The organism is Amycolatopsis methanolica 239 (assembly GCF_000739085.1).
In the GTDB taxonomy this organism is placed as follows: Bacteria; Actinomycetota; Actinomycetes; order Mycobacteriales; family Pseudonocardiaceae; genus Amycolatopsis_E; species Amycolatopsis_E methanolica.
Genome location: NZ_CP009110.1, coordinates 1,981,188 through 2,007,463, shown reverse-complemented (window position 1 = coordinate 2,007,463; position 26,276 = coordinate 1,981,188). Strand labels below are relative to the sequence as shown.

Here is a 26,276-nt window from a genome sequence, read left to right as displayed (position 1 = left end):
GTGACCGGCGGGGCCGGGTCGTACGGCACACTCGGGTGTGTGAGCACGCTGGATGGGGTCGCCGCGGAGTTCGCCGCGCTGCGCGCGCACCTGACCGCCGTCGCCTACCGGCTGACCGGTTCGGTGAGCGACGCCGAGGACGCGGTGCAGGAGTCGTGGCTGCGCCTGGCCGCGCTGGACGAGGACAAGCGTGCGGGGATCCACGAGCTGCGGGCGTGGCTGACCACCGTGGTCGGGCGGATCTGCCTGGACCGGCTGCGCTCGGCGACCGCGCGGCGGGAGAAGTACGTCGGCCAGTGGCTGCCGGAACCGATCGTCACGCCGCTGGGCGCGCCGTCCGCGGACGATCCGCTGGAGGCCGCCGTCCGCGACGAGGGCGTGCGCATGGCGGCGATGATCGTGCTCGACAAGCTCACGCCCGAGCAGCGGGTGGCGTTCGTGCTGCACGACGCGTTCGCCGTGCCGTTCGACGAGATCGCGGAGATCCTGGGCGTCACCACGGCGACGGCGCGGCAGCACGCGTCGCGCGGGCGCCGTGCGCTGGACGACGCGCAGCCGCCGCCGCGCGCGGAGCTGGCCGAGCAGCAGGAGATCCTCGACCGGTTCATGACGGCGCTGGCGAAGGGCGACGTGCGGGCGGTGGCCGAGGTGCTGCACCCCGACGTCGTGCTCATCGGCGACAGCGACGGCAAGGCGAAGACCACGGTGCAGGTCATGGTGGGCGCGGACAAGATCATCCGCTTCTTCCTCGGCCTGCTGCGGTTCTACCGGCCGGAGGCGCTGGCCGGCGGCCGTCCGCTGCTGGTCAACGGCGATCTCGGGATCTACCTGCCGCCCGCCCCCGGCGGCGACGGCTACCGGCCGCTGGACGCGCACCTGGAGACGTTCACCGTCCGGGACGGGCTGATCACCGCGATCTACGACCAGGCGAACCCCGACAAGCTCAGCCGGCTTGTGGAACCCGGCACGCGTCCCCGGACGTGAAGCCCTGGTCGGTGATGTCGAGGGCGCTGTTGACGCGGGCGCGCTGGTTCTCCAGGCCGATCAGGTAGGTCAGCTCGATCAGCCCGGGCCGGCCGAACTCGCGCTCCAGCTCGGCGACCTGCTCGTCGGTGACCGCGACCGGAGTCCCGGACATCGCGTCGGCGTAGGCCAGCGCGAGTCGTTCCTGACGGGTGAACAGCTCCGACGTGGCGTAGTCGTCGATGTTCTTCAGGCGGTCGATGTCCAGGCCGTGGTGCTTCTGCAGCATGGTGCCGAAGTCGACGCACCACGAGCAACCCAGCCGCACCGCCGTCCGGTACTGGGCGAGCTCGGCCACGTTCACCGGCAGGTGCTTGATCGCCTTCTCGACGAGCATCTCGTGGATCCCGCTGGCGCGCATCAGGGCGGGCCGGTGCGCGACGACGGCGAACGGCTCCGGCACGGCGCCGAAACGCTTGCGCGCGTAGCGGTAGACGAGCTTGGTGAGCAGGCCGGCGTCCTTTTCGGACACCACGGGGATGCGTGGCATGTGGTCCTCCTTCGTGGTCCTACCGTGGGGACGAGACGGCTGCCCGAGGTGTGACAGCGAACGCCGCGGTCACCGCGACAGCGGCGCACGCGAACGCGATCGTCAGCCCCGAGCTGCCGAAACCGCCGGCGAACAGCACCGCGAGCGCGCCGAGGCCCGCGGTGCCGGCGACCCCTCCGGCCTGGCGCGCGAAGGCCAGCACCCCCATGCTCGCGCCGAGCACGTCCGTCGCGGCGGTCGTCCGCACGAGCAGGGTGTACGCCGACGCGGTGAGCCCGAATGCGGCGCCGGTCAGCAACAGCCCGGGCACGAGCACGGCCGCGCCGGCTTGCGGCGCGACCGCCAGCAGGACGAGCCAGGCGACTCCGCTGACACAACCGAGCCGTTCCCAAGCGGGCAGGTTCGGCCATCGGCGCGCCCATGCCGCGAACGACGCCGAGGTGACCGGCTGACCGACCGTCATCGCGGTGAGCAGGGCCGAGGTGGCGCCGATCAGCCCGATGGCCAAGGCGACGTAGGTGAAGGCGCCGAACCACGCGAACCCCGACAACGCGGTGACGACGACCGCGCGGCGGGTGGCGCGGTCGCTGAACATCGCGCGGACGGCCGGGCGCAGTGGCGGTGTCCGGCCGGTTCCCGTGGGCAGGCCGGGCAGCCCGAGGACGAGCGCCAGCAGGCACAGCGGGAGGTTCAGCAGAAGATCCACCGCCAGCCCGGTCCGGCGACGAGCAGCGCGCCAAGCGGCGGGCCGCCGACGGAGGCGAGCGCGAAGACCGCCGTCTGCCACCCGGCGCGGCGGATCAGCTGGTCGCGGTCGACCATCTCGCCGAGCGCGCTCATCGCCGTGACGACGAGCCCGCTGCCGCCGATGCCCTGGACGGCTCGCGCGGCGACGAGCGTGGCGATGTCCGGGACGGCGGCGCAGGCAGCCGACGCGGCGGCGAAGACGAGGCCGGACCCGGTGAAGACGGCGCGCCGGTCGTGTTCGGTCACCGAGCCGGCCGAGGACGAGCGTCGCGATCGTCGCCGTGGCCAGGTGGGCGCTGGTGACCCCGGCGACGGCCGTCCCCGCGGCGAGTTCGGCCTGCAGGGCGGGCAGCGCCGCGACGGGACGGTGGTGTCGAGCTGGGCCATCAGCATGCCGAGCAGCAGCGCGGCGAAAGCCCGGCCTTTTGCGTGCATTTCACACATATTATGCGTGCATTTTGCACACATGCAAGGATGTCGCCGACGGAGGGAATTCGTGATGGCCGCGGGGCGCGCGTTGTTCCGGCTGGTGCGGTTCTGGTCCCGGCGCTGGGCGCCGGAAGTGGCGCAGCGACTGGACGAGGACGCCCCGCGCACCGCGACCGTGCAGAACCTGTACGTCGTGGAGGCCGTGCACAGCGCGGCCCCGCGCGGGGAGGTCACGGTCGCCGACGTGGCGCGCCAGCTGGGCCTGGACCGGTCGGTCGCGAGCCGGATGATCGCGGACGCCGTGCGCGACGGCTACCTGCGGCGCGACACGTCCGCCGAGGACGCCCGCCGTGCGCGGCTGTCACTCACCGAAGCGGGCGCGGAGTTCCTCAACGTGTCGCACGCGCACCAGGAGCAGGTGTTCGAAGCGCTGGTAGCGCACTGGCCGGCCGAGGACCGGCACCGCTTCGCGAGCTACCTCGACCGGTTGGCCCGTGAGGTGCTGGACTCCTAGCCGCGCAGGGCGCGGACGTCCCAGACCCACACGCCGTCCACGTAGACGGCCTGGTCGCCGAGCAGCTGGTCCACCGTCTGGTGCAGCGCGTTGCCGTTGGTCACGGGGGCGAGCACGACCGCGTCGGCCTTCCAGTACTTCAGGTCCTCGACCGCCTGGGCGCGCTGCTGCACCGTCACGTTCGGCACCTCGCCGCTGTCGCGCACCTCGGCCAGCAGGTCGGCCGTCGGGCGGTTCACCGCGCCGTACCGGCCGCGCTTGTCGTCCGGTCCGCTCGGGCCGACGAAGTACCCGTCGGCGAGCGGGAAGCCCAGGTCGGCCTCCACCTGCCAGTGCAGCGCCCGCGCGTCGCCGCCGTTGGGCAGCGGCACGACGACCACCGAACCGGACCCGACGTACTGGCGCCACGCCCCGTCGGCGAAGAAGGCCGGGGTCTCGGGGCGGATGTAGGTCTTGTAGGGCGTCGGCGCGATCGGCAGCAGCACCGCGGCCAGCGCGCCCAGCCACAGAAACCGCACCGGCAGGTTCCGGTCGCGGAAGCCGGGCGCCGCCTCGAACACGCGGTCCGTGGCGATCGCGAGCAGCGCCGCGACAGCCGGGATGCACCCGATCGCGAGCCGCGATTCGAGCAGCGAGTCGAACAGCGGCAGCTCGTACAGCAGCTTCCACGGGCCCGGGATCCCGGTCTCCTCGTGGTTGACGATCATCTCGACGCCCAGCGACAGCCAGGCCATCAGGAACATCGAGATCGCGATGGCGCGCGCCACGACGTTGCGCCACAACCACACGGTCAGCACGACCATCAGGATGATCAGCGGCCAGCCGAAGAACGCGTTCTCCTCGGTGCGGTTCATCGACACGTCGGCGGCGGCCTCGGGGGTGCCCGCGATCGACTCGGTCGCGAACCGGGTGAACGCCGCGGTGTCGTTGCCGACCGGGCCGTGTTCCAGGGTTCGGTAGCTCTGCGGGCCGAAGAACTGCCACCACAGCGGGAAGATCGCGATCGCGATGGCGACGACCGCGGCGACGGTCAGGCCGCCCGCCATCGGCTTGACCATCGGCAGGGCCTCGCGTGGCCGGGACACCGCGTAGCCCGCGGCGAAAAGCACGAACGCCATCATCATGATCAGCAGCGGTTCCTCGCCCAGGAACACCTGGTAGGCGAGCATCAGGCCGAGGATGATGCCGTCGCGGACGGGCCGGTGCCCCTGCGCGAGCCGGATCAGCCGCATCACGATGAACGGGATCAGAAACAGCACCACGAAGTTCGGGTGCGCGTTGCCGTGCGAGATCATCGCCGGCGCGAAGCCGCAGAAGGCGCCGCCGATCGCGGCGGCCGTGCGCGAGGTGACCAGGTGCCGCGAGAACACCCAGTACCAGGCGATCGACGTGCCCGCCAGGCCGCCGGTGAGCGCGATCGCCCAGGTCACGGTGGGGCCGAACAGCTGCGTGACCGGTGACAGCGGGATGCCGAGCCCGAACATGGCCGTGTTGGCCATGAGGTTCACGCCGTCCGGGTAGTTCTGCAGGGTGCTGCCGAGCGGGCTCTCCCAGTTGAACACCGCGTGGGCGGTGACCGCGAAGAACCACTCCCACATGTTCTGGTCCTGGCCGCTGTTGTACATGTAGCCGCCGCTGCCCAGGTTGACCCACAACCCGGCGTAGAGGATGAACGCGGCGACGATGTAGATGCCGATGACCAGTGCGTCGGCGCGGCCGAACCGGCGCCGTTCCTCTCCGACCTCGGGCACGGTCTCGGGCGCCTGCAGCAAAGCGGTCACTCTTTCACCCTCAGGGCTCGACTACGCGGGCGAAAAAGTAGACCACACCCGTCCGGGCGTGCCGCACGAGGAGCAGGAAAGGCCGGTCGACGCGCACCTCGACGGGGTCGGCCGGGGTGACCGCCGCCAGGGTGCGGATCATGACCGCGGTGGCCGCGGCGCCCTCGAGACCCTGCTCGTCGAGTTTGAGAACCGCCTGGTGCTGGACGGCCGAGACGAATGCGCGCGGGTCCGGGGTGAGGCGGCCGAGCGGGGCCTCGCCGGGCTCGAACAGGGTGCGCACGCCGAGGTGCTTGAGCGCGCCGGTGAGGTCGGCCGGGCGGTCGAGGTCGATCTTCGGCACGCGCAGGTCGACCTGGACGCGCTTGGGGGCGGCCAGCAGGGTGGCCAGCCGGGTGTCGTCGAGGTCCGGCTCCTGCGCGGCGAGGTCGCCGTCGGGCAGCAGGACGGTCGCGGTGACGCCGGCACCGGGCAGCTCGACGACCTGCCAGCCGTCCTGGTGCGCGTACCCGAGGGTTTCGGTCTGGCGCATCATCCGGACGCGGCGCGGGCCGCCGGGGCTGTGGAACTGCTCGTCCCGCGTGGTGGCTTCGCGGAACGGGTGCTGCCAGGCGGCCTTGAGGTAGAGGGCGTTGACGAGGCTGGCGACGGTGTCCGGGCCGACCGAGTCCGGGGGCAGCAGCTCGGGGATGAGGTCGCGGGTGGTCTCGGCGACGTCGGCGTTGATGGCCCGGCGGGCGCCGTCGGGGTCGGTGACGAACGGGGCGGTCTTCGCGCTCGCGCCCGGCCAGCCCGCGAGGTCGGCGAGGAAGGTGTCGCGGACCGGCAGCTCGTCCCAGGCCCAGAGGGTGTTGGCGACGGCGAGGACCGGGTCCTCCTGGCGGGTGGTGTTGTCGAGCGTGGCGGCGGCGCGGAGGAGGTCGGCCTGCTTGGCGATGTCCGGGTCGCCCCCGGTGAGCAGGTGGAGCAGCTCGTCGGCGGCGGGGCCGTCGGCCGCCTGGCTCGCGAGGCCGAGCGCGCTGGCGATGGAGTACGGCGAGACCACCGAGTCGCCACTGGCGCCGGCGACGACCCGGTGAACCGCGAGGCTGAATCGCAGATGGTCACTTTCGGGCGTGGTCACGCCCCCGACGCTACCGGACCGGAGCGCGGCGCCGGGGGCTGTGCTGGGGCGGGCGCGAGGTGCTGGGACGAGGAGGCGCAGGTGGGTGACAACTCATGTGCACTGCCAGGTGAAGGACGCCGCGTCGAACCGCCCGGCCGCGAGCTCCGCGGGACGGATGAGCCAGTGCAGCCGGCCCACGTCGCCCCACATCATGCCGGTCTCGTCGTCGGAGTCGATCTGGGCGAGCGCGACCCAGCGCCGGGCTTCCTCCTGCACCGCGGGCCACGCCTGCTCGTCGCGCACGAGGTCGGCGCGCAGGTGCGCGGCAGCGACGCCGAGTTCGACGGCGTCCTGGACCGGGAACGCGTAGCCGCCGATCTGGTGTGCCGGACTCGGCACGGTCGCCGCCAGAGCACCCATGAAGGCGTCGCCGTTGGCGCGGTCGTCGAAGAAGGACAGGACGCCCGCCGGCAGATCCCGGCACGCGGCGCGGAACCCCGGATGGGACCAGTCCGGGCCGGTCAGCCGGTGCGCGGCGGCCAGCGGGATCCAGTCGTAGGGCTCGATGTCGGCGGGTGGTTCGCGTTCGGTGACCGGCACCCCGGCCGGGACGTGGACGACTCGCGCGCCCGCGGTCAGCGACTCCGGGGCCCACACGCCGACGGTGCGCGGCGGGAAGGCCGGGTCGAAGTAGCCGAGGGTGTCGTCGAAGTAGAAGAACAACAGCGTGCCGTCGGCGGGCAGGGCGGGGTCGATCGACTCGCGGGGCAGCTTCGCGCAGTCGACGGACGCGACGAAGCTCAGCGAGCCCTCCCCCGGCCACACCGGCCACTCGAAGTCGTGCGGCACGGCGGGGCAGCCGCCGAGGCGGCCGACCACCCGGTCGCCCCGGCCCGCGGAGCGCAGGCGAACAGCGGGCCGGATCATCGAGATCCAGCGTTCGGCGATGGGCGGCGGCAGAGTCCGGCGCGCGACGGCGCGCAGCCGCGCCTCGTGGGTGGGCATCAGTGGCGTCCGGTGTGCCAGCGGTGCCAGGCGTGCGCCTGCGCATCGGTCAGGGAGGCGACCTGGTCGATGACCACGCGGAGCCTCGCCGAGTCGTCCGGGGCCGCGTGCCACGCCGGGTTGAACGCGGTCTCCAACGGCTCCGGCGCGCGCTCGGCCAGGACCGTCACCAGCTCGGCCAGCAGTTCGCGCTGGCCGGCCTGCATGGCGAGCCGCCGGGGGTCGCTCATCACGTAGCGCAGCGCGAGCGCCTTCAGCAGCGCCACCTCGGCCGCCACGCGTTCCGGCATCACCAGGTTCGCGGCGTAGCGGGTGAGGGGGCCGTCGCCGTACTCGGCGCGGGTTCCGGTAACCGCGGCGGACGCGAACCGGCCGACCAGCTCGCTCGTCATCCGCTTCAGCGCGATCTGCCCGTGCGGCGTCGAGTCGACCCCGGGGCGCGCCAGCTCCGCCACGACCGGCAGGTCCAGCAGGTCCCGCGCGGCTCCCTCCAGCGCGGACACCGACAGCCGCGAGAAGTGCTTGGCCGCCAGCTCGGCCACAGCCGCCCGCTCCCCCGGGTCGGCCAGCACCGACAGCGACAACCGGCCCGACAGCACGCCGTCCTCGACGTCGTGCACCGAGTACGCCACGTCGTCGGCCCAGTCCATGATCTGCGCCTCCAGGCAGGTGCGGCTCTCCGGCGCGCCTGCCCGCATCCAGTCGAACACCTCCCGGTCGTCGGCGTACACCCCGAACTTCGCCGTGCCCGCCCGCCGCGGCCACGGGTACTTCGTCGACGCGTCCAGGCACGCACGCGTCAGGTTCAGCCCGGCCGAGTCGACCTTCGGCTCCAGCCGGGTGAGGATGCGCAGCGTCTGCGCGTTGGCCTCGAACCCGCCGCACGACTGCGCCACCTCGTCGAGCGCCCGTTCGCCGTTGTGCCCGAACGGCGGGTGCCCGATGTCGTGCGCCAGCCCCGCCGTGTCAACCAGGTCCGGATCGGCGCCCAGCTCCTCGGCGATGCCGCGCCCGATCTGCGCGACCTCCAGCGAGTGCGTCAGCCGCGTGCGGGGCACCCCGCTGACCTCGGCGCCCTCCCCCGGCCCGACCACCTGGGTCTTGCCTGCCAGACGGCGCAGCGCCGCCGAGTGCAGCACGCGGGCCCGGTCCCGCGCGAACGCACTCCGGCCGTCCGGCCGCGACCCGGGAAGCGCCGCCCGCTTCGGCGCTTCGTCGAGCCACCGCTGTTGATCGTGCTCGCTGTACACCCCGCAACTCTACGGGCACCCACCGACATTTCCGGGGGGTTCTGACCAGGACCCACGATATGCCCACTCGTGCGGGGGCGACTGGAACGCGAGGTGGAATCCGCCGACGCCGCCCGCCTGCGGGCGAGGTGTTCGAGAGAACAGGACCAGGCAGCCGGCCTCCGCCGCACCGCGCACCGAACGAAACAGCCGACCAAAGCCGTCGCGACTTCCTCCGTGCCGCGCCCGCCAGGAGCCGCCACAGCCAGCCGGGCTCAGCCCAGCCCGGTGCCGCCGATGTTGTCGGCCGGGGTCTTGGTCAGCCGGTAGAACAACAACGCGCCTGTCTCGCGGTAGATGTAGGCGAACTGCGTCTCCCGCGTCTGCACGATCGGCCCCCGGTGCGTCGGCGAGGTCCAGGTGTCCAGGCCGGCGTCGTTGGCCATCGTGCGGGCCCGCAGGGAGTGCCACGGGTCGCTCACCAGCACGGCGGTCCGCCACCCCCGCTCGCCGAACGCGCCGGCCACCGCGCGCAGGCTGCCGAGCGTGTCGCTGCCCTCGCCGATCGCCAGCGTCGCCTCGCGGGGGACGCCCTGCTCGATCAGCCAGTTCGCCCCCGCCGAGGCCTCGGTGTACGCGTCACCGGCCCGGTTGCCGCCCGCGGTGACGATCCGGTCGGCGACCCCCTCCTCGTACAGGTCCATCGCGTGCCGCAGCCGCGCCTGGAAGATCGGCGACGGCTTCCCGTTGTACTGCGCCGCGCCGAGCACCACGATCGCGTCGGCGTGTGTGCGGTCGTCCTCGCGCGCCACCTGCCACACCCGGAACGCCGTCCCGGCGACCACCATCAGCAGCACCAGCACCGTGCCCAGCACGGCCCGGCGCACCCAGCTCACCCGCTCACCCATCCCGGTCATCCTCCCAGACGGGTCTTCACAGCCAGCCGCGCTCCTCCGCCAACCGGACGGCCTCGGCCCTGGTGCGGGCGCCGGTCTTGCCGATCGCGGCGGACAGGTGGTTGCGCACCGTCCCCTCGGACAGGTGCAGGCGCCGCGCGACGTCCGACACCGTGCCGCCGTCGCTGGCCGCGCGCAGCACCTCGTGCTCGCGCGGCGTGAGCGGGCTCGCCCCCGTCGCCAGCGACTCCGCGGCCAGCGCCGGGTCGACCACCCGCAGTCCGTTGTGGACCCGGCGGACCGCGTCGACGAGCTGTTCCGGCGGCGAGTCCTTCACCACGAACCCGGCCGCCCCCGCGGCCATCGCCCGCGCCAGGTAACCGGGCCTGCCGAACGTGGTGCACACGATGATCCGGCACGACGGCAACGCCGCGTGCAGCTCGGCGGCCGCGGACAGGCCGTCCGTGCCGGGCATCTGGACGTCGAGCAGCGCCACGTCCGGCGCGGTCTCCTTCGCCGCGGCGAGCACCTCGTCGCCGGACCCAACCTGGCCGACCACCTCGATGTCCGGCTCCAGCCCGAGCACAGTCGCCAGCGCGCCCCGCACCATCGCCTGGTCGTCGGCCAGCAGCACCCGGATCACGAAACCTCCACCGGCTTCGCCGCGGGCACCTCGGCCCGCAGCTGGAACCCCTCCCCGGGCCGGGCCCGGACCTGCAGCGTGCCACCCAGCTGGGCCAGCCGTTCCGCCAGCCCGCGCAACCCGTTGCCGGCCGCGGCCGGTTCGGTGCCGCGGCCGTTGTCGGAGATCTCCAGCCAGTTCCGCCCCAGCCGCACCTTCACCCGGCTGGCGCCGGAGTGCCGCAGCACGTTCGTCACCGCCTCGCGCAGCACGTACCCGAAGGCGCTCTGCAGCTCCGGCCGCACGTTGTCGACCGCGCTCGGCAGTTCCGCGTCGATCTCCGCGGCCCGCAGCGCCGCCCGCGCGCCCGCCAGTTCGGCGGACAGCGACACCTCGCGGTACTCCGACACCGTCGCGCGCACGTCGGTCAGCGCGCTGCGCGCCAGCGCCTCCACCTCGCGGATCTCGGTGAGCGCGCGCTCCTCGTCGGACGCGGTCTCGATCAGCCGCCGGGCGAGACCGGCCTTGACCGCGATGGTGGTGAGGCTGTGGCCGAGGATGTCGTGCAGGTCCCGCGCCAGCCGTTCCCGCTCCGCGCTCACCGCCAGCGCGGCGATCTCCTCGTTGGCCCGCCGGAGACGTCGCACCGTCTGGGCGAGCCGGCCCATGAAGAACGTCGCCGTGGTGATGCCGACGACCGTGCCGATGTCCGACGGCGTGCCGCGCACGTCGTTGTGGACGAGCAGCAGCAGCCCGCACCCGGCGACCGCGGCGCCGTCGAACACCAGGACCCACCCCGCCGGCATGCTCATCGCGATCGCCAGCGTCGCGTAGAGGAGCATGTAGATGCTGGCGCCCTGGAGCAGCACCGCCCACCCGAGCACGAGCATCAGCAGCGCGAACGGCAGCCGGACCCGCATCCGCCGGTGCGACAGCAGGAAGTACGGGAAGGTCACGTAGCACAAGCCGTAGGCGACGAGCAGCACGATGAGCAGCGGGTCGAGTCGCTGGCCGACCGGCACTGCGCTGGCCAGGTAGAACACTGTCCCGGCGAGCGGCCAGCGGCGCGCGAACCGCGGGCGGGGCCGTCCGGCGGCGTGCTCGTTCCACCACTGCGTCCTGTCGTCGGTGTCGGCCACCGTGCTTCTCTCCCCCGTCACACCCGCGCGGAATCCTTACGGTAACGCCGGACCACCGCGACCCCGATCGCCATGGTCCACACGGCCAGCCACAGCACGTCCTGCCCGAGGCTCGTGGTCAGGTCGGTGGTCACCGCGCCGCGCCCGACCTGCGCCATCCAGTAGCTCGGCAGCACGTGCGAGATCTGCAGCAGCCAGTGCGGCATCGCCTCCACCGGGATGAAGATGCCGCCGAGCAGTGCCATCGGGAGCATGACCAGCTGCGTGATCGGCTGGACCGAGTCAGCCGTGCCGACCTGGCCGATGAGCAGCCCGATCAGCGCGAACGGGATCGCCGCGAGCCACACCCCCAGGGTCACCCGCAGCCAGCTGCCCGCCCCGAGGGACACACCCTGCGTCAGCGCGCCGACCAGCGGCACGAGGATCACCGGCGCGAGCGCGAGCGTCAGGCCGGTCGCGGCCTTCGCGGTCAGGTACCCGCCGCCGGAGAGCGGCGTCAGGCGCAGCTGCCGCTGCCAGCCGGCCTTGCGCTCGACCGCCACCCGCGTGCCGACGAACAGCGCCGCCGACATGGCGCCGAAGGAGGTCATGCCGACCATCAGCGGCGCGACAGCGTCCTGGTCGCCGCGCGCGAAGATGCCGACGTAGAGCAGGAACATCAGAACGGGGAACGCCACGGTGAAGATGAGGAACCGCGGTGCGCGCAGCACGCGGCGGATCTCCAGGATCAGGAACTTCCGGCTCATCGGTGGTTCTCCTCGTCGGCGGTGAGGGTCAGGAAGGCGCCTTCCAGCCCGATCGCGGTGATCTCGATGTCGTGCGCGCCCGGGAAGCGGGCCAGCAACGCCCGCAGCGTGGCGTCGGAGTCCGAAGTGGACACGGCGATCCGGCCGCCGCGCACCTCGTACTCGGTGACGCCGGGCAGGTCCGCGACCGCCGCCGGGGTGGCCTCCGGCACAGCGGCCCGCAGCGTCCGCCCGCTCGCCAGCGCGCGGACCTCGGCGACCGTGCCGTCCGCGACGATCCGCCCGCTGCGCATCAGGACGACCCGGTCGGCGAACTCCTCGGCCTCCTCCAGGTAGTGCGTCGCGAACAACACGGTGCGGCCGGTGTTGGTGTAGGCGTGCATGGACCTCCAGAACTCGCGGCGGCTGCCCACGTCCATCGCGGCGGTCGGCTCGTCGAGCACCAGCAGGTCCGGGTCGCTGACGAGGGCGACGGCGAACCGCACGCGCTGCTTCTGGCCGCCGGAGAGTTTGGTGCCGCGCCGGTTCGCCAGGTCCTCGATGCCGGCGCGGCGCAGCGCCTCGGCGACCGGCATCGGCTTGCGGTGCAGCGACGCGATCATGCCGACCATCTCGCCGACGGTCGCGTCCTCCAGCAGCGCGGCGCCCTGCAGCATGGCGCCGATCGCGCCGCGCGCCACCGCCTCGGCGGGGGTCGTGCCGAAGATCGAGACCTCGCCGGCGTCGGGCGTGGTCAAGCCGAGCAGCATGTCGACCGTCGTCGACTTGCCCGCGCCGTTCGGGCCGAGCAGCGCGACCACCTCGCCGGGCGCGATGGTGAGGTCGACGCCGTCCACGGCGCGCACCTCGCCGTAGTGCTTGCGCAGGCCCGTCAGCCGCACCGCGGCCCGGGTCAGGGTCTGTGTTCCGTCCATACGCCCAGCGTGCCGCCGCGAAGGTCCCGGTTCGCAGGCCGAGCGTCATGATCCGGCCGTGACAAGTGTCAGGGTTCGGTTGCCGCCGCGCGGCTCATGGTGAGCGGCAAGGGGACACGCGCGTCCCCTGGAACGTCACGTGGTCCCGGGGCGGCCCTTGGTCTCCCGCGCAGCGGAGGAACGGTTGCACCGGTAACGGCCTGTCGCCGGGCACCGGTTCGATTCCCACCTGGAAACAGGTGACCAGTGAAGATCCCGGCGCGGCGAGGGGATACTCCCAGCCGGCGTCGTTCATGCCCCACCGGTTGCCGAGCCAGCCCATCGCCTGCGCCCGGTCGTGGAACTGGATGTAGGGGTCGCGATCGCTGACCGGAACCCGGTCCGGGCGTGGCGTCAGCAACGGTACCCGCCTTCGAATCCCAGATCTGGGATACAGTCTCTGATGTGAGAACCATGGAGGATCGCCTGGCCGCGCGGCTGGCCGAACTGCGGGCCGAACGCGGCTGGTCGCTCGACGAGCTCGCCGACCGCTCGGGGATCAGCCGCTCGACGCTGTCCCGTGTGGAACGCGGCGAGATCAGCCCGACCGCGTCCCTGCTGGGCAAGTTGTGCACCGTCTACGAGCGCCCGATGTCGCGCCTGCTGACCGAGGTGGAGGCCGAGGGCGCGCAGGTGGTACGGGCGTCCGCGCAGAGCGTGTGGACCGACGAGGACAGCGGGTTCGTGCGGCGTTCGGTGTCGCCGCCGCACCCGGCCCTGCGCGCGGAGGTCGTCGAGGCCACGCTGCGCCCCGGTGCCGACATCCGGTACGACGCACCGTCCGTACCGGGTCTGGAGCAGCACCTGTGGCTGCTCGACGGGAGCCTGGAGCTGACGGTCGACGGCGAGGCCCACGTGCTCGAACCCGGCGACTGCCTGCGGTTCCGGCTGTGGGGACCGACGCGGTTCGTGTGTTCCGGTCCGGCACCGGCCCGCTATCTGCTGGTGCTGGTGGTGCCGTGATCACGCGACTGTCCACCGCGGACTTCGCCGCCGCCGTGCCCGCCCTTGGCGAGGTGCTCGCGGACTGCACGAACGGCGGCGCCTCCGTCGGGTTCCTGGCCCCGCTCGACGCCGCGTCGGCCGGGGCCTGGTGGAAGGGGCTCGCGGACGACGTGGCCGAGGGGCGCGCCCTGGTCTGGGCGGCCTGGGACGGCACCCGGCTGGTCGGCACCGTCCAGGTCCGGCCTGCGCAACTGCCCAACGCGCCACACCGCGGCGAACTGGCGAAGCTGCTGGTGCACCGGGACGCGCGGGGCCGCGGCCTCGGCCGGGCACTGCTGGCGGAGGCCGAACGCGGCGCCCGCGCGGCCGGGATCACGCTGCTGGTGCTGGACACCGAGACGGGGAGCCCCGCCGCGCGCCTGTACGCCGCGGCGGGCTGGACGGAGGCGGGCACGGTGCCGGACTACGCCGCCGACCCGTCGGGCACGCTGAAGCCGACCACGTTCTTCTACAAGAGCCTCTGACGCCGGCACGGAAAAGCCCTGGTCACCGGCGGGGTGACCAGGGCTTCCGGATGCTTTTCCGTTCAGCAGCCGGGGAGGCGGGCGGCGAGGTAGGCCTCGACCTTGTCGATCGCCACGCGCTCCTGCTGCATGCTGTCGCGCTCCCGCACCGTCACGGCCTGGTCCTCCAGGGTGTCGAAGTCGACGGTGACGCAGAACGGGGTGCCGATCTCCTCCTGGCGGCGGTAGCGCTTGCCGATGGAGCCCGCGTCGTCGAAGTCGACGTTCCAGTTGCGGCGCAGCGCGGCGGCCAGATCCTTCGCCTTCGGCGTCAGGTCGGCGTTGCGGGACAGCGGCAGCACCGCGACCTTGAACGGCGCGAGCCGCGGGTCGAGCTTGAGCACGGTCCGCTTGTCGACACCGCCCTTGGCGTTGGGCACCTCGTCCTCGTGGTAGGCGTCCAGCAGGAACGCCATCATCGGGCGGCCGACACCGGCTGCCGGCTCGATGACGAACGGGCGGTAGCGCTCCTTGGTGGCCTGGTCGAAGTACGCCAGGTCGACGCCGGAGTGGTTGGAGTGCGTGGTGAGGTCGAAGTCGGTGCGGTTCGCGATGCCCTCCAGCTCACCCCACTCCTGGCCGGCGGAGAAGCCGAAGCGGTACTCGATGTCGACGGTGCGCTTCGAGTAGTGCGACAGCTTCTCCTTCGGGTGCTCGTAGTGCCGCAGGTTGTCGCGGTTGATGCCGAGGTCGGTGTACCACTCGGTGCGCAGGTCGATCCAGTACTGGTGCCAGCGCTCGTCCTCACCCGGCTCGACGAAGAACTCCATCTCCATCTGCTCGAACTCGCGGGTGCGGAAGATGAAGTTGCCGGGGGTGATCTCGTTGCGGAAGGACTTGCCGATCTGGCCGATGCCGAACGGCGGCTTCTTCCGCGACGTGGTCAGCACGTTGAGGAAGTTCACGAAGATGCCCTGCGCCGTCTCCGGGCGGAGGTAGGCCAGGCCCTCCTCGGACTCGACCGGGCCCAGGTGGGTCTTGAGCATCATGTTGAACTCACGCGGCGGCGTGTACTGGCCGCGGGTGCCGCAGTTCGGGCACGGGACGTCGGACAGGTCGTCCTCGGAGATCTCCTTGCCGGTGCGCGCGCTGTAGTCCTCGGCCAGCTGGTCCGAGCGGTAGCGGCGGTGGCAGACGGTGCACTCGACCAGCGGGTCGTTGAAGGCGTTCACGTGACCGGAGGCCACCCACACCTGGCGGGGCAGGATCACGGAGGAGTCGAGGCCGACGACGTCGTCACGGCTCTGGACCATCGTGCGCCACCACTGGCGCTTGATGTTCTCCTTGAGCTCGACGCCGAGCGGTCCGTAGTCCCACGCCGACCGGGTTCCGCCGTAGATCTCCCCGCTCGGGAAGACGAAGCCACGACGCTTGCACAGGCTGACGACGGTCTCAATGTTGGCGGGCACTCCACGCTCTCCATCAGATGCGGGGACGGTTATCGGTTCCGTCCAGCGTATCCGGCCGCCGTCGCGGCCCGGCGCGGGGCTTGACATGGCCCCGGGGAGGCGATAACGGCAACCACTACCGGCTGGACACTAGGATGGTGTGACACCGACCGACTCGAGGCTGGAGATGGCTATGCCGATGGCTCGTCCGGACGCCGCGCTGCCCGGGTTGCCCGACGACGCCAACCAGGTCCACGCCGGCGACGAGCTGAAGCCACGCACGCCGCCCCAGCCCGCGGCGACGCTGTCCGAGGCGGGCGAGCTGCTGCGGGCCCTGTCGGCTCCGGTGCGGATCGCGATCGTCCTGCAGCTGCGGGACGCCGACCGGTGCGTGCACGAACTGGTGGACGCGCTGGACGTGGCGCAGCCGTTGATCAGCCAGCACCTGCGGGTGCTGAAGGCGGCCGGGGTGGTGCGGGGTGAACGGCGGGGCCGTGAGGTGGTCTACCGGCTCGTGGACGATCATCTTGCGCACATCGTGATGGACGCGGTGGCCCACGTCCAGGAGGGTTCATGACGAGTAGCGACGTTCGCCGGGCCCCGGTGCCCGGCCGCCGGTCGACGAAGCAGCGCGCGGCCGTGGTCGACCTGCTGTCCGAGGTCGACGACTTCCGGTCGGCGCAGGAACTGCACGACGAGCTGCGCAAACGTGGTGACGGCATCGGACTGACCACGGTGTACCGGACGCTGCAGTCGCTGTCCGAGGCCGGCGAGGTCGACGTCCTGCGGACCGAGTCGGGCGAGGCGATCTACCGCCGCTGCTCGACGCACCACCACCATCACCTGGTGTGCCGGCACTGCGGCTTCACAGTGGAGGTGGAGGGCCCTGCGGTGGAGCGCTGGGCGGAGAAGGTCGCGTCCGGCAACGGCTTCTCGGACATCCGGCACACCGTCGAGATCGTGGGCACCTGCACCGATTGCGCCAAGCGCCTGGGGAGTTAGGTTCGGGCCGGACGGCCGGGGACGGCTCGCGGCCTGGTGCCGGACCCCGTCAAGGGGTAGCGTTTTTTCCTTGCGCCTCCTGATGACTCCGGTGAGGAGGACGACGCATGGCTCACGCAATCAGCGAAACCACCGCGACGACGGTCGACGACTACGACGCGATCTGCCGGGTCGTCCAGCTGTGCCTGGACGGTGAGGCGACGGGCAACGCCGACCAGGTGCGGGAAGCCTTCCACGAGGACGCCCGCATGTTCGGCTCCTTGGGCGGCGAACGATACGACGTTCCGGTCTCGGAGCTGGCCGAGATGGTCGCGAGCGCCCCGGCGGACACCGGGCGCTACCGTTCGCGGATCCTCTCGGTGCAGCAGGCCGGCGACGCGGCGTTCGTGACCGTGGCCGAGGAAGGCTACTGGGGAACGGTCTCCTTCCTCGACTACCTGTCGCTGGCGCGCATCGGCGGGACCTGGAAGATCGTGAACAAGCTGTTCGCGCACACCGGCGGCGAGCCGCCCGACCTGGGCTAGACGGGTAACCACCTCGGCACAGCCGGTGCCGGCAGCTGGCGGACGCTGAACTGCTGACGCCGGCGGTGGCGCAGGTGCTGTTTGGGGGTGCGCTCGGAAGCCTGGTGGTTGCGGTGTGCCCCGCCGTTTGGCCACCCTCACCCAGCTAGTACTCATAGGCGTCCTGGGGTGCCGGGATCGGCCGGAGCGCGGTGACCGTGACGTCGGGCGTGTACCCGTTGGCGGCGACGGCCGTGCCGGGGACCACTTGGCCGGTCACCTCCAGCCAGGTGTCGTCGGGGTAGCGGGCCGCCTGTGGGCTGGCCAGGCGGACCGTCATCGGCGCCGCGTCGGCCGCGCAGCATCGGATCACCATTCGCGCCAGCAGCACGCCTTCGTTGCCGTGCACGACGAAACCGCTCAGCCGGACCGTCCGGCCGTTGAGGGAGCCGCGGGAATCCCAGCCCGCCCGCGTCACGAACTCAGTGAGGGTCAGCGGCACCACGTCGCCGGCCGGCAGCGGCGGGAAAGCGGCGGCGTCCTGGGCGACGGCCGAGCGGGGCGCGCCCGCGGAGGTGCGGATGACCGAGTCGGAACCGAGCGCGGGCGGCGCGACGAGGAACACCGCCAGCACCGGGACGACCAGCAGCCACGCCGACCGCGCCGGATGGTGGTGGCCGTGGCCCGTGGTGACCGTCCTGGCCTGGCGCGCGGCCAGCACGTCCCGCACGATCGCGACCGCGCCGAGCAGCAGGATGACCGCTCCCCCCGCGACCACCCACGGCTGCTGGGCGGGCTTGACGTAGCGCAGGTAGTCGCCGTTGACGCCGATCTTCAACAGCGCCCCGCCGAGCAGCACCAGCAGGATGTTCTGCGTTTCGCGACGCACCGGGCTCCTCCCCTACCGTGCCGGGACGACGGTCAGCCAGTCGGCCGCGGACACCACGAACGCGACGGCGCCGGCCAGCGCGAGCAACGCGGCAAGCGACCCGAACACGATCCCGGCGCGCGCCAGCCCGCCCGCGGCGTCGCGGCCCAGGATGCCGAACAGGACGGCCAGCACCGCCAGCACCAGGATCAGGACCCACAGCGCGCCGAGCACCAACGTGAGCACCACCACCAGCGGTGACGGCAGCGCGTCCCCGGCCCGCGGCCGGACGAACGCCCACGTGACCCACACCGACATGGCCATCACGATCCCGACGGCGCCGAGCGCGGCCGACGCGACGGCGAGCCCGGTCCGCGGCTGTTGCTGGATCATCTCGCACCTCCCAGGACGAGGACCCCGACGATCACCGCGCAGGCGGTCGCCACGAGGAACGTCACCGGGGCGAACCGTACCGCGAAAGACCGCCCGAAGGTGCCCGCCTGCAGGGCGAACAGCTTCACGTCGATGGCCGGGCCCACCACCAGGAACACCAGCCGCGGCAGCAGCGGCAGGGCGGTGAGCGAGGCGGCCACGAACGCGTCGGCCTCGCTGCACAGGGCGAGCACCACCGCGAGGACGGCCATCACGAGCACGCCCAGCACGATCTGGTTGCTCAGGACCTCGAACCACGCCGCGGGCACCAGGACGTTCATGGCGGCGGCGATGAGCGCGCCGAGCACCAGGAACCCCGCGGACTCGACCAGGTCGGCCCGGGCGGTCTCGGTGAACGTGCGCCACCGGTTGCCGCCGTCGGGCAGGCGCTCGAGGGCACGCTGGACGATCCAGTCGAGCTTGCCCCACTTCGCCCAGAGCAGGCCCATCACGACGGCGGTCGCGAAGGAGGCGAGGAACCGGGCGAGCACCATCTCGGGCTGTCCCGGGAACGCGACCGCGGTGGCGACGAGCACGACGGGGTTCACGGCCGGGGCGGCGAGCAGGAAGGTGAGCGCGGCGGCAGGCGCCACCCCCTGCCCGATGAGGCGGCGCGCCACCGGGACGGAGGCGCACTCGCAGCCGGGCAGGGCGACCCCGGCGAGCCCCGCGACGCCCACGGCGCCCGCCTCGTTGCGCGGGATGACCCGGCGCAGGACGCGGGCAGGCACGAACGCCGCGATGGCCCCGCTGATCAGCACGCCGAGCACGAGGAACGGCAGGGCCTGCACGCAGACCGCGACGAACACCGTGGAGCCGGTCCGCAGGGCGGGCACGTCGAGCACGTCGCGCAGCCAGCTCTGCCCGAACACGGCGACGACGAGGAGAGCGCAGAGCACCTCGATGGAGGTGATCCGCCCGCGGTGCCGCTTGCCCTCGGGCTCGGTCCGGTCCAGTACTTCGCTCACCGGGCCGATACTGCCAGGCACCGGCGACAGGATGCGCCGGTTGGGGCGACGAGTGGGTGGTCTCGTGCGCTGAGGCACACGAAGTGACCAGTCGTGCGGGCGCGAGTGGTGGGTTGGTGGGGGCTGGAGGTGGGTGGTTGGTGGTGGGCGGCGGGGCGGCCCGGGGGTTGGGACATCAGGCAGCGGGACCGCTGGGGGGGGCCGGAACGATGGGCGGCGGGAAGGCCGGACCGCCGGGTGGCGGGGCCGCCCGGCGTTGGAACGCGGGTGGCGGAACGCCGGGTAGCCAGAACGCCGGGCGGCGGGAAGGCCAGGCCGCGGGACCGCCGGGCGGCGGGGCGGCCCGGGGTTGGAACGCGGGTCGGGGGAACGCAGGGCAGCGGTAGCGCGGTGGGGCTGTCGGGCGGTGGAGCGCCGCAGCCTGGAGCTGCGGGCTGGAGCACCGCAGGGTGAAACCCGGACCGATGTAAGGCTGGCTGGGCTGCGCTATCGCGCCCCGCCCAGCCAGGCAAACCACCCAGCCACCCCGCCGGGCAATCAAGCACGCAGCCGGCCGAGCCTAGGTCAGCTCGGCACGCAGCTGCGAAGCCGTCGAGACCACCAGCATCAACAGCGTCCCCAGTGCGGAGATCTCCAGCCCCTGCGCGGGGAACGCGTACCGCAGCGTCAGGTCCAGCCCCCGCTCCGCGTGCTGCACCCCGAGCGTGCCGAACAGGCCCTGTCCGGCGCGCTCGGCCGCCTTCGCGGCGAAGGCCGGGTCGTCGGGCAGGTCCCAGCCCACCACGCAGGTCAGGCTGAGCACCGTGAGGCCCTCTGCGAGCTGCGTCGACTGGATCACGCACGGCACGCCGTTGTGGGAGAACGTCAACGCGCCGTCGTCGTCGACGTGGACCTCCAGGTACGTTTCCAGCGCCTCCCTGGCCCGGCTGAGCAGCTCCGCGGTGTCCGCCGCCTCCGTGTTCACGACGCCCCCTTCGCCGCGTCCACCGCGGCGCCGAACCGGCGGTCCCGGCGCGCGTACTCCTCGCACGCCGCCCACAGCTGGCGCCGGTCGAAGTCCGGGAACAGCGTGTCCTGGAAGACGAACTCGGCGTAGGCCGACTGCCAGAGCATGAAGTTCGACGTCCGCAGCTCGCCGGAGGGCCGCAGGAACAGGTCCACGTCCGGCATCTCCGGCTGGTACATGTACTTCGCGAGCATCCGCTCGTCCACCTTGTCCGGGTTGATCTTGCCCTCGGCGGCCAGCCGCGCCACCTGGCGGGCCGCGTCGGCGATCTCCGCGCGGCCGCCGTAGTTCACGCACATCGTCATGTTCAGCAACGTGTTGTGCTTGGTCTTCTCCTCGGCCGCCTGCAGCTCCTTGATGACGCTGCGCCACAACCGCGGCGCGCGCCCGGCCCACCGGATCCGCACGCCGATCGAACCCAGGTAGTCGACCTGGCGGCGGATGGTGTCCCGGTTGAAGCCCATCAGGAACCGCACCTCGTCGGGGCTGCGCTTCCAGTTCTCGGTCGAGAACGCGTACACCGACAGCCACTTGACGCCCAGCTCGACGGCCCCACTGGCGACGTCGATCATCACGGCCTCGCCGCGCTTGTGCCCCTCGATCCGCGGCAGGCCACGCTGGTTGGCCCAGCGGCCGTTGCCGTCCATGACCAGTGCGACGTGGTTCGGCACCAGCTCGGCGGGGATCGCCGGCGGCTTCGCACCGGACGGGTGCGGGTCCGGGGCCCGCAGTTCCACCGCCGCCGAACTCGCCGCACGTGCCTTGAGCCGCACCTGATCCTCCCACTGCCTCGGGTTGCGGCTTCCGACCCTACTTGCCCGGCTGGAGCTCCTTGGCACGCCTCTCGACGAGCGGCAACGACTTCAGCTGCCGTTCGAGGTGCCACTGCAGGTGAGCGGCCACGATGCCGCTGGCGTCCCGCCGGGTCCCGGCGACCGAGGCCTCCGCGACGTCCCAGTCCCCGTGCAGCAGCGACTCCAGCAGCACCAGCACCTCGGGCGCCGGGTGCACCGACCCCGGCACGCGGCAGTTGCCGCACAGCAGGCCACCCGCCTGCACGTTGAACGCGGTGTGCGGCCCGGGCAGACCACACCGCGCGCACTCGGTGATGGCCGGCGCCCAGCCCGCGAAGGCCATCGCCCGCAGCAGGAACGCGTCCAGCACCAGCGAGGCGTCCCGCTGTCCGTCGGCCAGCGCCCGCAACGCCCCCACGACCAGCAGGTACAGCCGCATCGCCGGCTCGCCCTCCTCGACGGTGAGCCGGTCGGCGGTCTCCGCGATCGCGCTGGCCGCCGTGTAGCGCTGGTAGTCGCCGACGAGCGGCAGCGCGAACGCGTCGACCGTCTGGACCTGCGTGATCACGTCCAGGGTGCGGCCGGTGTAGAACTGCACGTCGACGTGCCCGAACGGCTCCAGCCGCGCCCCGAACCGCGACGTCGTGCGACGCACCCCCTTCGCGACGGCCCGGACCTTGCCGTACCGCCGCGTGAGGAAGGTGATGATGCGGTCCGCCTCACCCAGCTTGTGGACCCGCAGCACCACGCCGGTGTCGCGATAAAGACTCACGTCCTCATGGTCTCACGCGTACGCGGACAACCCGGTGAACGGCGCGAACGGCAGGTTCCGCCCCACCCACCACACGAGCGCGAGACCGGCGACGGCCAGCGTGAGCCACCGTCCGCGAGCGCCGGGCGGCCACCACCGGCGAGCCAGCCCGGCCTCCCACCGGACCGCCGCGACCAGCGTGGCCACCGCCAGCGGGAGGAGCACCACCAGCGCGAACGCGTTGTAGGACAGGGCCGCGACCACGTCACCGCGCAACAACGCGCCCACCGCCCGGCTGCCGCCGCAGAACGGGCAGTCCAGGCCGGTCAGCGCGTGGAACCAGCACGGGATCCGGAGCACGCCCGTGCCGAGCGCCACCCCGGCCGCGAGACCGGCGGCGGTCACGGCAGGCGTGACCCGCACGCTCCGCCACGACCGTTCGCCCATGACCTCAGTACAGCGCCTTCGTCGAGATGGCGTAAGTCTTCGCGGCCTTGTCGTGCCAGCCCTGGCGCGCCTGCTCGTCGAAGAACGGCGACAGCACCACCAGCAGCTCGACCAGACCGCCGACGCACGGGATCAGGCCCGGCAGCACCATCGTGGCCAGCCGGGTGAAGGCCGGCCCGCCGCCGATCCCGGCGCCCGGCTGTCCCGCCGACTGCTCGGTGACGATCCGGATGCCCGCCACGTTCTTGCCGACCGTCGCGCCACGCGTGGCGAGCATCGCGCCCTCGTACACCAGCACGGACAGCGAGGTGAGCGGCAGGAACAGGAGGAAGATCCACCACGTGCTCGGGTCACCGGCGAGCACGGCGAGCTGCAGGATCAGCACGAGGATCGTCAGCGGCACGCCGATGATCAGCCCGTCCACTACCCGGGCGAGGAACCGGCTGCCCATCGTCGCCAGCACCAGCGGCGGCGTGTGCCGGAACTGGATCTGCGACCCCGGCACGACGATGTGCGCCTGGCCCGGCATCGGCGGGGTGCCGCCGTACTGGGGCTGGCCGTACGGGGGCTGCCCGTACTGGGGCTGGCCCGGATAACCCTGCGGCGGCCCGTACGCGGGGTAACCGGACTGCGGGTACGGCTGCTGGAACCCGCCGGATGGCTGGCCGTAGGGCTGCGGACCGGTCTGCGGGTACTGCCCGTAGGGCTGCTGCCCCGGCGGCTGACCATAGGGATTAGTCACTGGATCTCCCCCTCGGAGTGGATCACGTCGGGCGGCAGCGTACCCGGTGCTCCGGTGGTGGCCGCGGAAGCGGTCAGAAACCCAGGCGGCGCAACTGCTTCGGGTCGCGCTGCCAGTCCTTGGCGACCTTCACGTGCAGGTTCAGGTAGACCTTGGTGCCCAGCAGCTTCTGGATCTGCTGCCGCGCCTGCGCCCCGACGGCCTTCATCCGCTCGCCCTGGTGGCCCAGGATGATGCCCTTCTGGCTGGGCCGCTCGACGTACACCGTGGCGTAGATGTCGAGCAGGTCGCGCTTGTCCTCGCGCGGCAGCATCTCCTCGACGGTCACCGCGATGGAGTGCGGCAGCTCGTCGCGCACGCCCTCCAGCGCCGCCTCGCGGATCAGCTCCGCCACGAGCGTCTGCTCCGGCTCGTCGGTCAGATCGCCGTCCGGGTAAAGCTGCGGGCCCTCCGGCAGCCGCGCTACGAGCAGGTCCTCCAGCCGCTTCACCTGGAAACCGTCCACCGCGGACACCGGGATCAGCTCCTCGAAGTCCAGCACGTCCTGCAGCGCCAGCAGCTGCTCTGCGATCTGCTCCGGCTTGGCGACGTCGGTCTTGGTGACGATCCCGATGACCGGGGTGCGCTTGGCGACCTTGCGCAGCTCGCTGGCGATGTAGCGGTCGCCGGGGCCGACCTTCTCGTCGGCGGGCACGCAGAACCCGACGACGTCCACTTCGGACCACGTCTCGCGCACGACGTCGTTGAGCCGCTGCCCGAGCAGGGTCCGCGGCTTGTGCACGCCGGGCGTGTCGACGATGACCAGCTGGGCGTCGTCGCGGTGGACGATGCCGCGGATGGCGTGCCGGGTGGTCTGCGGCTTGCTCGAGGTGATCGCGACCTTGGTGCCGACCAGCGCGTTGGTCAGCGTCGACTTGCCGGCGTTGGGACGGCCGACGAAGCAGGCGAACCCGGAGCGGTGGGTCACAGGACTTCCTGCACGGTTCCGGACGGGTCGGCCCGCAGGATCGCGGCCGCCTTCGCCAGGTCGCGCACGGCCTGCACGGACGCCTCGGCCACGAACGGCTCGGCCGTGACGACCGCGGCCGCCTCCAGGCCCTCCGCCCCGCTCGACACCGCCGCCGCGACCGCAGCCTGCAACGCGGTGATCTTGAACGAGGGCAGGTCGACCGTCGTGGCCGCGTAGGTGCGGCCGTCGGTGTCGCGTACCGCGGCGCCCTCGGCGGCGGAGTTCCGCGCCCGCGCGGATCGGGCGAGGATGACGATCTTCTCGTCCTCCGGGTCCAGCTCAGGCATGGTCCACACTCCTGTCGGCCTCGTCGTGGTCACCGTTCCCGGTACGCACCCTACGTCCGGCCAGCTCGTCGCTCTCCGCCTGCACCACCACGGTCGTGATCCGCATCCGGCCGCGGCGGTCCTTGCCGCCCTCGGCGTGCAGCCGCAGGCCGTCCACTTCGGCCTCGGCGCCGGGCAGCGGCACCCGTCCGAGCCGCTGCGCGAGCAGCCCGCCGACGGTCTCCACGTCGTGGTCCTCCAGCTCCAGCCCGAACAACTCGCCAAGGTCGCCGACGCCGAGCCGCGCGGACACCCGGACCGTGCGGTCGTCGAGGTGCTCGACCGGCGGCCGCTCCTCCAGGTCGGACTCGTCGGTGATCTCGCCGACGATCTCCTCCAGGATGTCCTCGATGGTCAGCAGGCCAGCGGTGCCGCCGTACTCGTCGACCGCGATCGCCAGGTGGTTGTGCGACACCTGCATCTCCCGCAGCAGGTCGTCCAGGCGCTTGGAGTCGGGCACGAAGCTCGCCGGGTACATCAGGTCCGACACCGGTTTGGCCTCGCCGCCTTCGAGCTGCGCCCGGACCAGGTCCTTGATGTTGACCACGCCGACGATCTCGTCCACCGACTCGCCGATCACCGGCAGCCGCGTGTACCCGGTGCGCAGTGACAACGCGAGCGCCTGCCGGACGCTCTTGGTCTGCTCGATCCAGATGATCTCGGTGCGCGGCACCATCACCTCGCGCGCCACCGTGTCGCCGAGCTCGAACACCGAGTGGATCATCTGCCGCTCGCCCGGCTCCACCACACCGCGTTCCTCGGCCAGGTCGACCAGCTCGCGCAGCTCGATTTCCGTGGTGAACGGGCCCTCGCGGAAACCCTGGCCTGGGGTGATCGCGTTGCCGATGATGATCAGCAGCCGGGACAGCGGCCCGAGGACCGACCCGAGCACCCGCACCGGCCAGGCGATGACCGTGCCCACGCGGTAGGGGTACTGGCGGCCGATGGTGCGCGGACCGACGCCGATGAGGACGTAGCTGACCAGCACCATCACCAGCGCGGCCACCACCAGCGCCAGCGCTTCGGGTTTGATCCAGCGCAGGAACACGACGGTGACCAGGACCGTCGCGGTCAGCTCGCAGCCCAGTCGCAACAGCACCAGCAGGTTGATGTGCCTGCGCCGCTCGTCGATCACCATGGCCAGCTGGCGGGCGCCGGGGCGGCCCATCCGAACCAGCCCTTCGGCGCGGGCCTTGGACACGGTGCTCACCGCCGCGTCGGCGGCCGCGAGCACCGCGCCGAGCAGCACCAGCGCCACGGCGATCACCAGGAGAGCGGTCGAACTCGCCATCTCCGGCAGCCTCAGCTTTCGGCGTCGGCGGGGCCATCCAGGCCCGCGGCCCCCAGCAGCCGGTCGTCGGCCGTGCGCTGCGCGTCGCGGCGCCTCGCCTCGGCGACCGCGGCCTGGAAGTCGGCCAGGATCCGCTTCTGCAGCCCGAACATCTCGCGCTCCTCGGCGGGCTCGGCGTGGTCGTAGCCGAGCAGGTGCAGCACGCCGTGCACGGTCAGCAGGTGCAGCTCGTCGAGCAGCGAGTGACCGGCGGTACGGGCCTGGTCCCTGGCGAACGCCGGGCACAGCACGATGTCGCCGAGCAGCGCCGGCGACGGGTCACCGGCGTCGGGGCGGCGGGCGGCGTCCAGCTCGTCCATGGGGAAGGCCATGACGTCGGTGGGACCGGGCAGGTCCATCCACCGTTCGTGCAGGTCGGACATGACGTCCAGGGTCACAAGCACCACCGACAGCTCGGCGAGCGGGCTGACCTCCATGCGGTCCAGCGCGAAGCGCGCGGCCGAGACGATCGACGTCTCGTCCACCGCGACGCCGGACTCGTTCGCGATCTCGATGGTCATGC

The 26,276-nt window shown here is 72.3% G+C and carries 32 protein-coding genes; 7 read left to right on the top strand and 25 right to left on the bottom strand.

All coding sequences use genetic code 11. The features are described 5' to 3' along the window. Complete coding sequence (locus tag AMETH_RS09780; RefSeq protein ID WP_017981263.1) at positions 1-984, top strand: sigma-70 family RNA polymerase sigma factor; 984 nt, start codon at positions 1-3, stop codon at positions 982-984. On the opposite strand, the gene AMETH_RS09775 is transcribed toward AMETH_RS09780, so the two are convergent. The 3 genes from AMETH_RS09775 to AMETH_RS39795 are packed head-to-tail and all read right to left on the bottom strand — an operon-like array spanning position 944 to position 2,695. Beyond that, positions 944-1,513, bottom strand: a complete 570-nt coding sequence (locus AMETH_RS09775; protein ID WP_017981262.1) for a carboxymuconolactone decarboxylase family protein — start codon at positions 1,511-1,513, stop codon at positions 944-946. The genes AMETH_RS09780 and AMETH_RS09775 overlap by 41 nt on opposite strands. Positions 1,514-1,532: 19 nt before the next feature. After that, a complete protein-coding gene (locus AMETH_RS39800) occupies positions 1,533-2,219 on the bottom strand; it encodes an MFS transporter (RefSeq protein WP_017981261.1) in 687 nt (228 codons plus the stop codon). Then, positions 2,204-2,695 carry an MFS transporter gene (locus AMETH_RS39795; protein WP_223843095.1) on the bottom strand — a complete coding sequence of 164 codons (492 nt, stop codon included), beginning with the start codon at positions 2,693-2,695 and terminating at the stop codon, positions 2,204-2,206. Before AMETH_RS39795 ends, AMETH_RS39800 begins: the two co-directional genes overlap by 16 nt. 64 nt (positions 2,696-2,759) lie before the next feature. Between AMETH_RS39795 and AMETH_RS09765 the strand changes: the two genes are divergently transcribed. Continuing rightward, positions 2,760-3,203, top strand: a complete 444-nt coding sequence (locus AMETH_RS09765) for a MarR family winged helix-turn-helix transcriptional regulator (RefSeq protein WP_017981259.1) — start codon at positions 2,760-2,762, stop codon at positions 3,201-3,203. Here the strand turns inward: AMETH_RS09765 and AMETH_RS09760 are convergent. The 9 genes from AMETH_RS09760 to AMETH_RS09720 all read right to left on the bottom strand — a co-directional run bounded on the left by AMETH_RS09760 (position 3,200) and on the right by AMETH_RS09720 (position 12,640). Then, positions 3,200-4,984, bottom strand: a complete 1,785-nt coding sequence (locus AMETH_RS09760) for a glycosyl transferase (protein WP_017981258.1) — start codon at positions 4,982-4,984, stop codon at positions 3,200-3,202. The two genes, AMETH_RS09765 and AMETH_RS09760, sit on opposite strands and share 4 nt — an antisense overlap. A gap of 10 nt (positions 4,985-4,994) precedes the next feature. Beyond that, complete coding sequence (locus AMETH_RS09755; RefSeq protein WP_017981257.1) at positions 4,995-6,107, bottom strand: serpin family protein; 1,113 nt, start codon at positions 6,105-6,107, stop codon at positions 4,995-4,997. Between the two features lie 93 nt (positions 6,108-6,200). Continuing rightward, positions 6,201-7,094, bottom strand: coding sequence for a YwqG family protein (locus AMETH_RS09750; protein WP_017981256.1), 894 nt, complete (start codon positions 7,092-7,094; stop codon positions 6,201-6,203). Beyond that, the gene (locus AMETH_RS09745) at positions 7,094-8,344 is read right to left on the bottom strand and encodes a deoxyguanosinetriphosphate triphosphohydrolase (RefSeq protein ID WP_017981255.1); all 1,251 of its coding nucleotides are present in this window, start codon (positions 8,342-8,344) and stop codon (positions 7,094-7,096) included. The genes AMETH_RS09750 and AMETH_RS09745 overlap by 1 nt, the downstream gene beginning before the upstream one ends. A 254-nt stretch (positions 8,345-8,598) precedes the next feature. Continuing rightward, complete coding sequence (locus tag AMETH_RS09740) at positions 8,599-9,231, bottom strand: YdcF family protein (protein ID WP_017981254.1); 633 nt, start codon at positions 9,229-9,231, stop codon at positions 8,599-8,601. Between the two features lie 25 nt (positions 9,232-9,256). After that, positions 9,257-9,862, bottom strand: coding sequence for a response regulator transcription factor (locus AMETH_RS09735; protein WP_017981253.1), 606 nt, complete (start codon positions 9,860-9,862; stop codon positions 9,257-9,259). Then, complete coding sequence (locus tag AMETH_RS09730; RefSeq protein WP_223843094.1) at positions 9,859-11,001, bottom strand: sensor histidine kinase; 1,143 nt, start codon at positions 10,999-11,001, stop codon at positions 9,859-9,861. The genes AMETH_RS09735 and AMETH_RS09730 overlap by 4 nt, the downstream gene beginning before the upstream one ends. Continuing rightward, the gene (locus tag AMETH_RS09725) at positions 10,998-11,726 is read right to left on the bottom strand and encodes an ABC transporter permease (protein WP_017981251.1); all 729 of its coding nucleotides are present in this window, start codon (positions 11,724-11,726) and stop codon (positions 10,998-11,000) included. Before AMETH_RS09725 ends, AMETH_RS09730 begins: the two co-directional genes overlap by 4 nt. Continuing rightward, positions 11,723-12,640 (bottom strand): ABC transporter ATP-binding protein, encoded by a 918-nt coding sequence (locus tag AMETH_RS09720; protein ID WP_017981250.1) that lies wholly within the window; start codon positions 12,638-12,640, stop codon positions 11,723-11,725. Before AMETH_RS09720 ends, AMETH_RS09725 begins: the two co-directional genes overlap by 4 nt. Before the next feature lie 453 nt (positions 12,641-13,093). Between AMETH_RS09720 and AMETH_RS09715 the strand changes: the two genes are divergently transcribed. Both AMETH_RS09715 and AMETH_RS09710 read left to right on the top strand, forming a co-directional pair. Beyond that, entirely contained in the window at positions 13,094-13,642 is a 549-nt protein-coding gene (locus AMETH_RS09715; RefSeq protein ID WP_017981249.1) for a helix-turn-helix domain-containing protein, read from the top strand. Beyond that, the gene (locus AMETH_RS09710; RefSeq protein ID WP_017981248.1) at positions 13,639-14,148 is read left to right on the top strand and encodes a GNAT family N-acetyltransferase; all 510 of its coding nucleotides are present in this window, start codon (positions 13,639-13,641) and stop codon (positions 14,146-14,148) included. Before AMETH_RS09715 ends, AMETH_RS09710 begins: the two co-directional genes overlap by 4 nt. A 62-nt stretch (positions 14,149-14,210) precedes the next feature. On the opposite strand, the gene AMETH_RS09705 is transcribed toward AMETH_RS09710, so the two are convergent. After that, positions 14,211-15,596, bottom strand: a complete 1,386-nt coding sequence (locus AMETH_RS09705) for a glycine--tRNA ligase (RefSeq protein WP_017981247.1) — start codon at positions 15,594-15,596, stop codon at positions 14,211-14,213. Positions 15,597-15,768: 172 nt separating this feature from the next. Here AMETH_RS09705 and AMETH_RS09700 point away from each other — a divergent pair, with 172 nt between their 5' ends. The 3 genes from AMETH_RS09700 (at position 15,769) to AMETH_RS09690 (ending at position 17,101) form a co-directional block, all read left to right on the top strand. Further along, positions 15,769-16,152, top strand: coding sequence for an ArsR/SmtB family transcription factor (locus AMETH_RS09700; RefSeq protein WP_017981246.1), 384 nt, complete (start codon positions 15,769-15,771; stop codon positions 16,150-16,152). Next, positions 16,149-16,577 carry a Fur family transcriptional regulator gene (locus tag AMETH_RS09695; protein WP_026152974.1) on the top strand — a complete coding sequence of 143 codons (429 nt, stop codon included), beginning with the start codon at positions 16,149-16,151 and terminating at the stop codon, positions 16,575-16,577. Before AMETH_RS09700 ends, AMETH_RS09695 begins: the two co-directional genes overlap by 4 nt. A gap of 107 nt (positions 16,578-16,684) precedes the next feature. Further along, positions 16,685-17,101 carry a nuclear transport factor 2 family protein gene (locus AMETH_RS09690; protein WP_017981244.1) on the top strand — a complete coding sequence of 139 codons (417 nt, stop codon included), beginning with the start codon at positions 16,685-16,687 and terminating at the stop codon, positions 17,099-17,101. 145 nt (positions 17,102-17,246) lie between these two features. On the opposite strand, the gene AMETH_RS09685 is transcribed toward AMETH_RS09690, so the two are convergent. The 12 genes from AMETH_RS09685 to ybeY form a co-directional block, all read right to left on the bottom strand. Beyond that, entirely contained in the window at positions 17,247-17,969 is a 723-nt protein-coding gene (locus AMETH_RS09685) for a TIGR03943 family putative permease subunit (protein WP_017981243.1), read from the bottom strand. Positions 17,970-17,981: 12 nt separating this feature from the next. Further along, entirely contained in the window at positions 17,982-18,341 is a 360-nt protein-coding gene (locus tag AMETH_RS09680) for a hypothetical protein (protein ID WP_017981242.1), read from the bottom strand. Next, a complete protein-coding gene (locus tag AMETH_RS09675; protein ID WP_017981241.1) occupies positions 18,338-19,348 on the bottom strand; it encodes a permease in 1,011 nt (336 codons plus the stop codon). The genes AMETH_RS09680 and AMETH_RS09675 overlap by 4 nt, the downstream gene beginning before the upstream one ends. A gap of 559 nt (positions 19,349-19,907) precedes the next feature. Further along, a complete protein-coding gene (locus AMETH_RS09670; protein ID WP_017981240.1) occupies positions 19,908-20,312 on the bottom strand; it encodes a hypothetical protein in 405 nt (134 codons plus the stop codon). Further along, positions 20,309-21,127 (bottom strand): isoprenyl transferase, encoded by an 819-nt coding sequence (locus tag AMETH_RS09665; protein WP_017981239.1) that lies wholly within the window; start codon positions 21,125-21,127, stop codon positions 20,309-20,311. Before AMETH_RS09665 ends, AMETH_RS09670 begins: the two co-directional genes overlap by 4 nt. A 37-nt stretch (positions 21,128-21,164) precedes the next feature. Continuing rightward, complete coding sequence (gene recO, locus AMETH_RS09660; RefSeq protein WP_026152973.1) at positions 21,165-21,920, bottom strand: DNA repair protein RecO; 756 nt, start codon at positions 21,918-21,920, stop codon at positions 21,165-21,167. 12 nt (positions 21,921-21,932) lie between these two features. Then, on the bottom strand, positions 21,933-22,346 hold the full coding sequence (locus AMETH_RS09655; RefSeq protein ID WP_017981237.1) for a DUF2752 domain-containing protein: 414 nt from the start codon (positions 22,344-22,346) through the stop codon (positions 21,933-21,935). A 4-nt stretch (positions 22,347-22,350) separates the two neighbouring features. Next, positions 22,351-23,088 (bottom strand): RDD family protein, encoded by a 738-nt coding sequence (locus tag AMETH_RS09650; protein WP_017981236.1) that lies wholly within the window; start codon positions 23,086-23,088, stop codon positions 22,351-22,353. A 73-nt stretch (positions 23,089-23,161) separates the two neighbouring features. Then, on the bottom strand, positions 23,162-24,055 hold the full coding sequence (gene era / locus AMETH_RS09645) for a GTPase Era (protein ID WP_017981235.1): 894 nt from the start codon (positions 24,053-24,055) through the stop codon (positions 23,162-23,164). Next, a complete protein-coding gene (locus AMETH_RS09640; RefSeq protein WP_017981234.1) occupies positions 24,052-24,384 on the bottom strand; it encodes a hypothetical protein in 333 nt (110 codons plus the stop codon). Before AMETH_RS09640 ends, era begins: the two co-directional genes overlap by 4 nt. Then, positions 24,377-25,714, bottom strand: coding sequence for a hemolysin family protein (locus AMETH_RS09635; RefSeq protein ID WP_017981233.1), 1,338 nt, complete (start codon positions 25,712-25,714; stop codon positions 24,377-24,379). Before AMETH_RS09635 ends, AMETH_RS09640 begins: the two co-directional genes overlap by 8 nt. 11 nt (positions 25,715-25,725) lie before the next feature. Beyond that, on the bottom strand, positions 25,726-26,274 hold the full coding sequence (ybeY, locus tag AMETH_RS09630) for an rRNA maturation RNase YbeY (RefSeq protein WP_017981232.1): 549 nt from the start codon (positions 26,272-26,274) through the stop codon (positions 25,726-25,728). Positions 26,275-26,276: the final 2 nt, after the last annotated feature.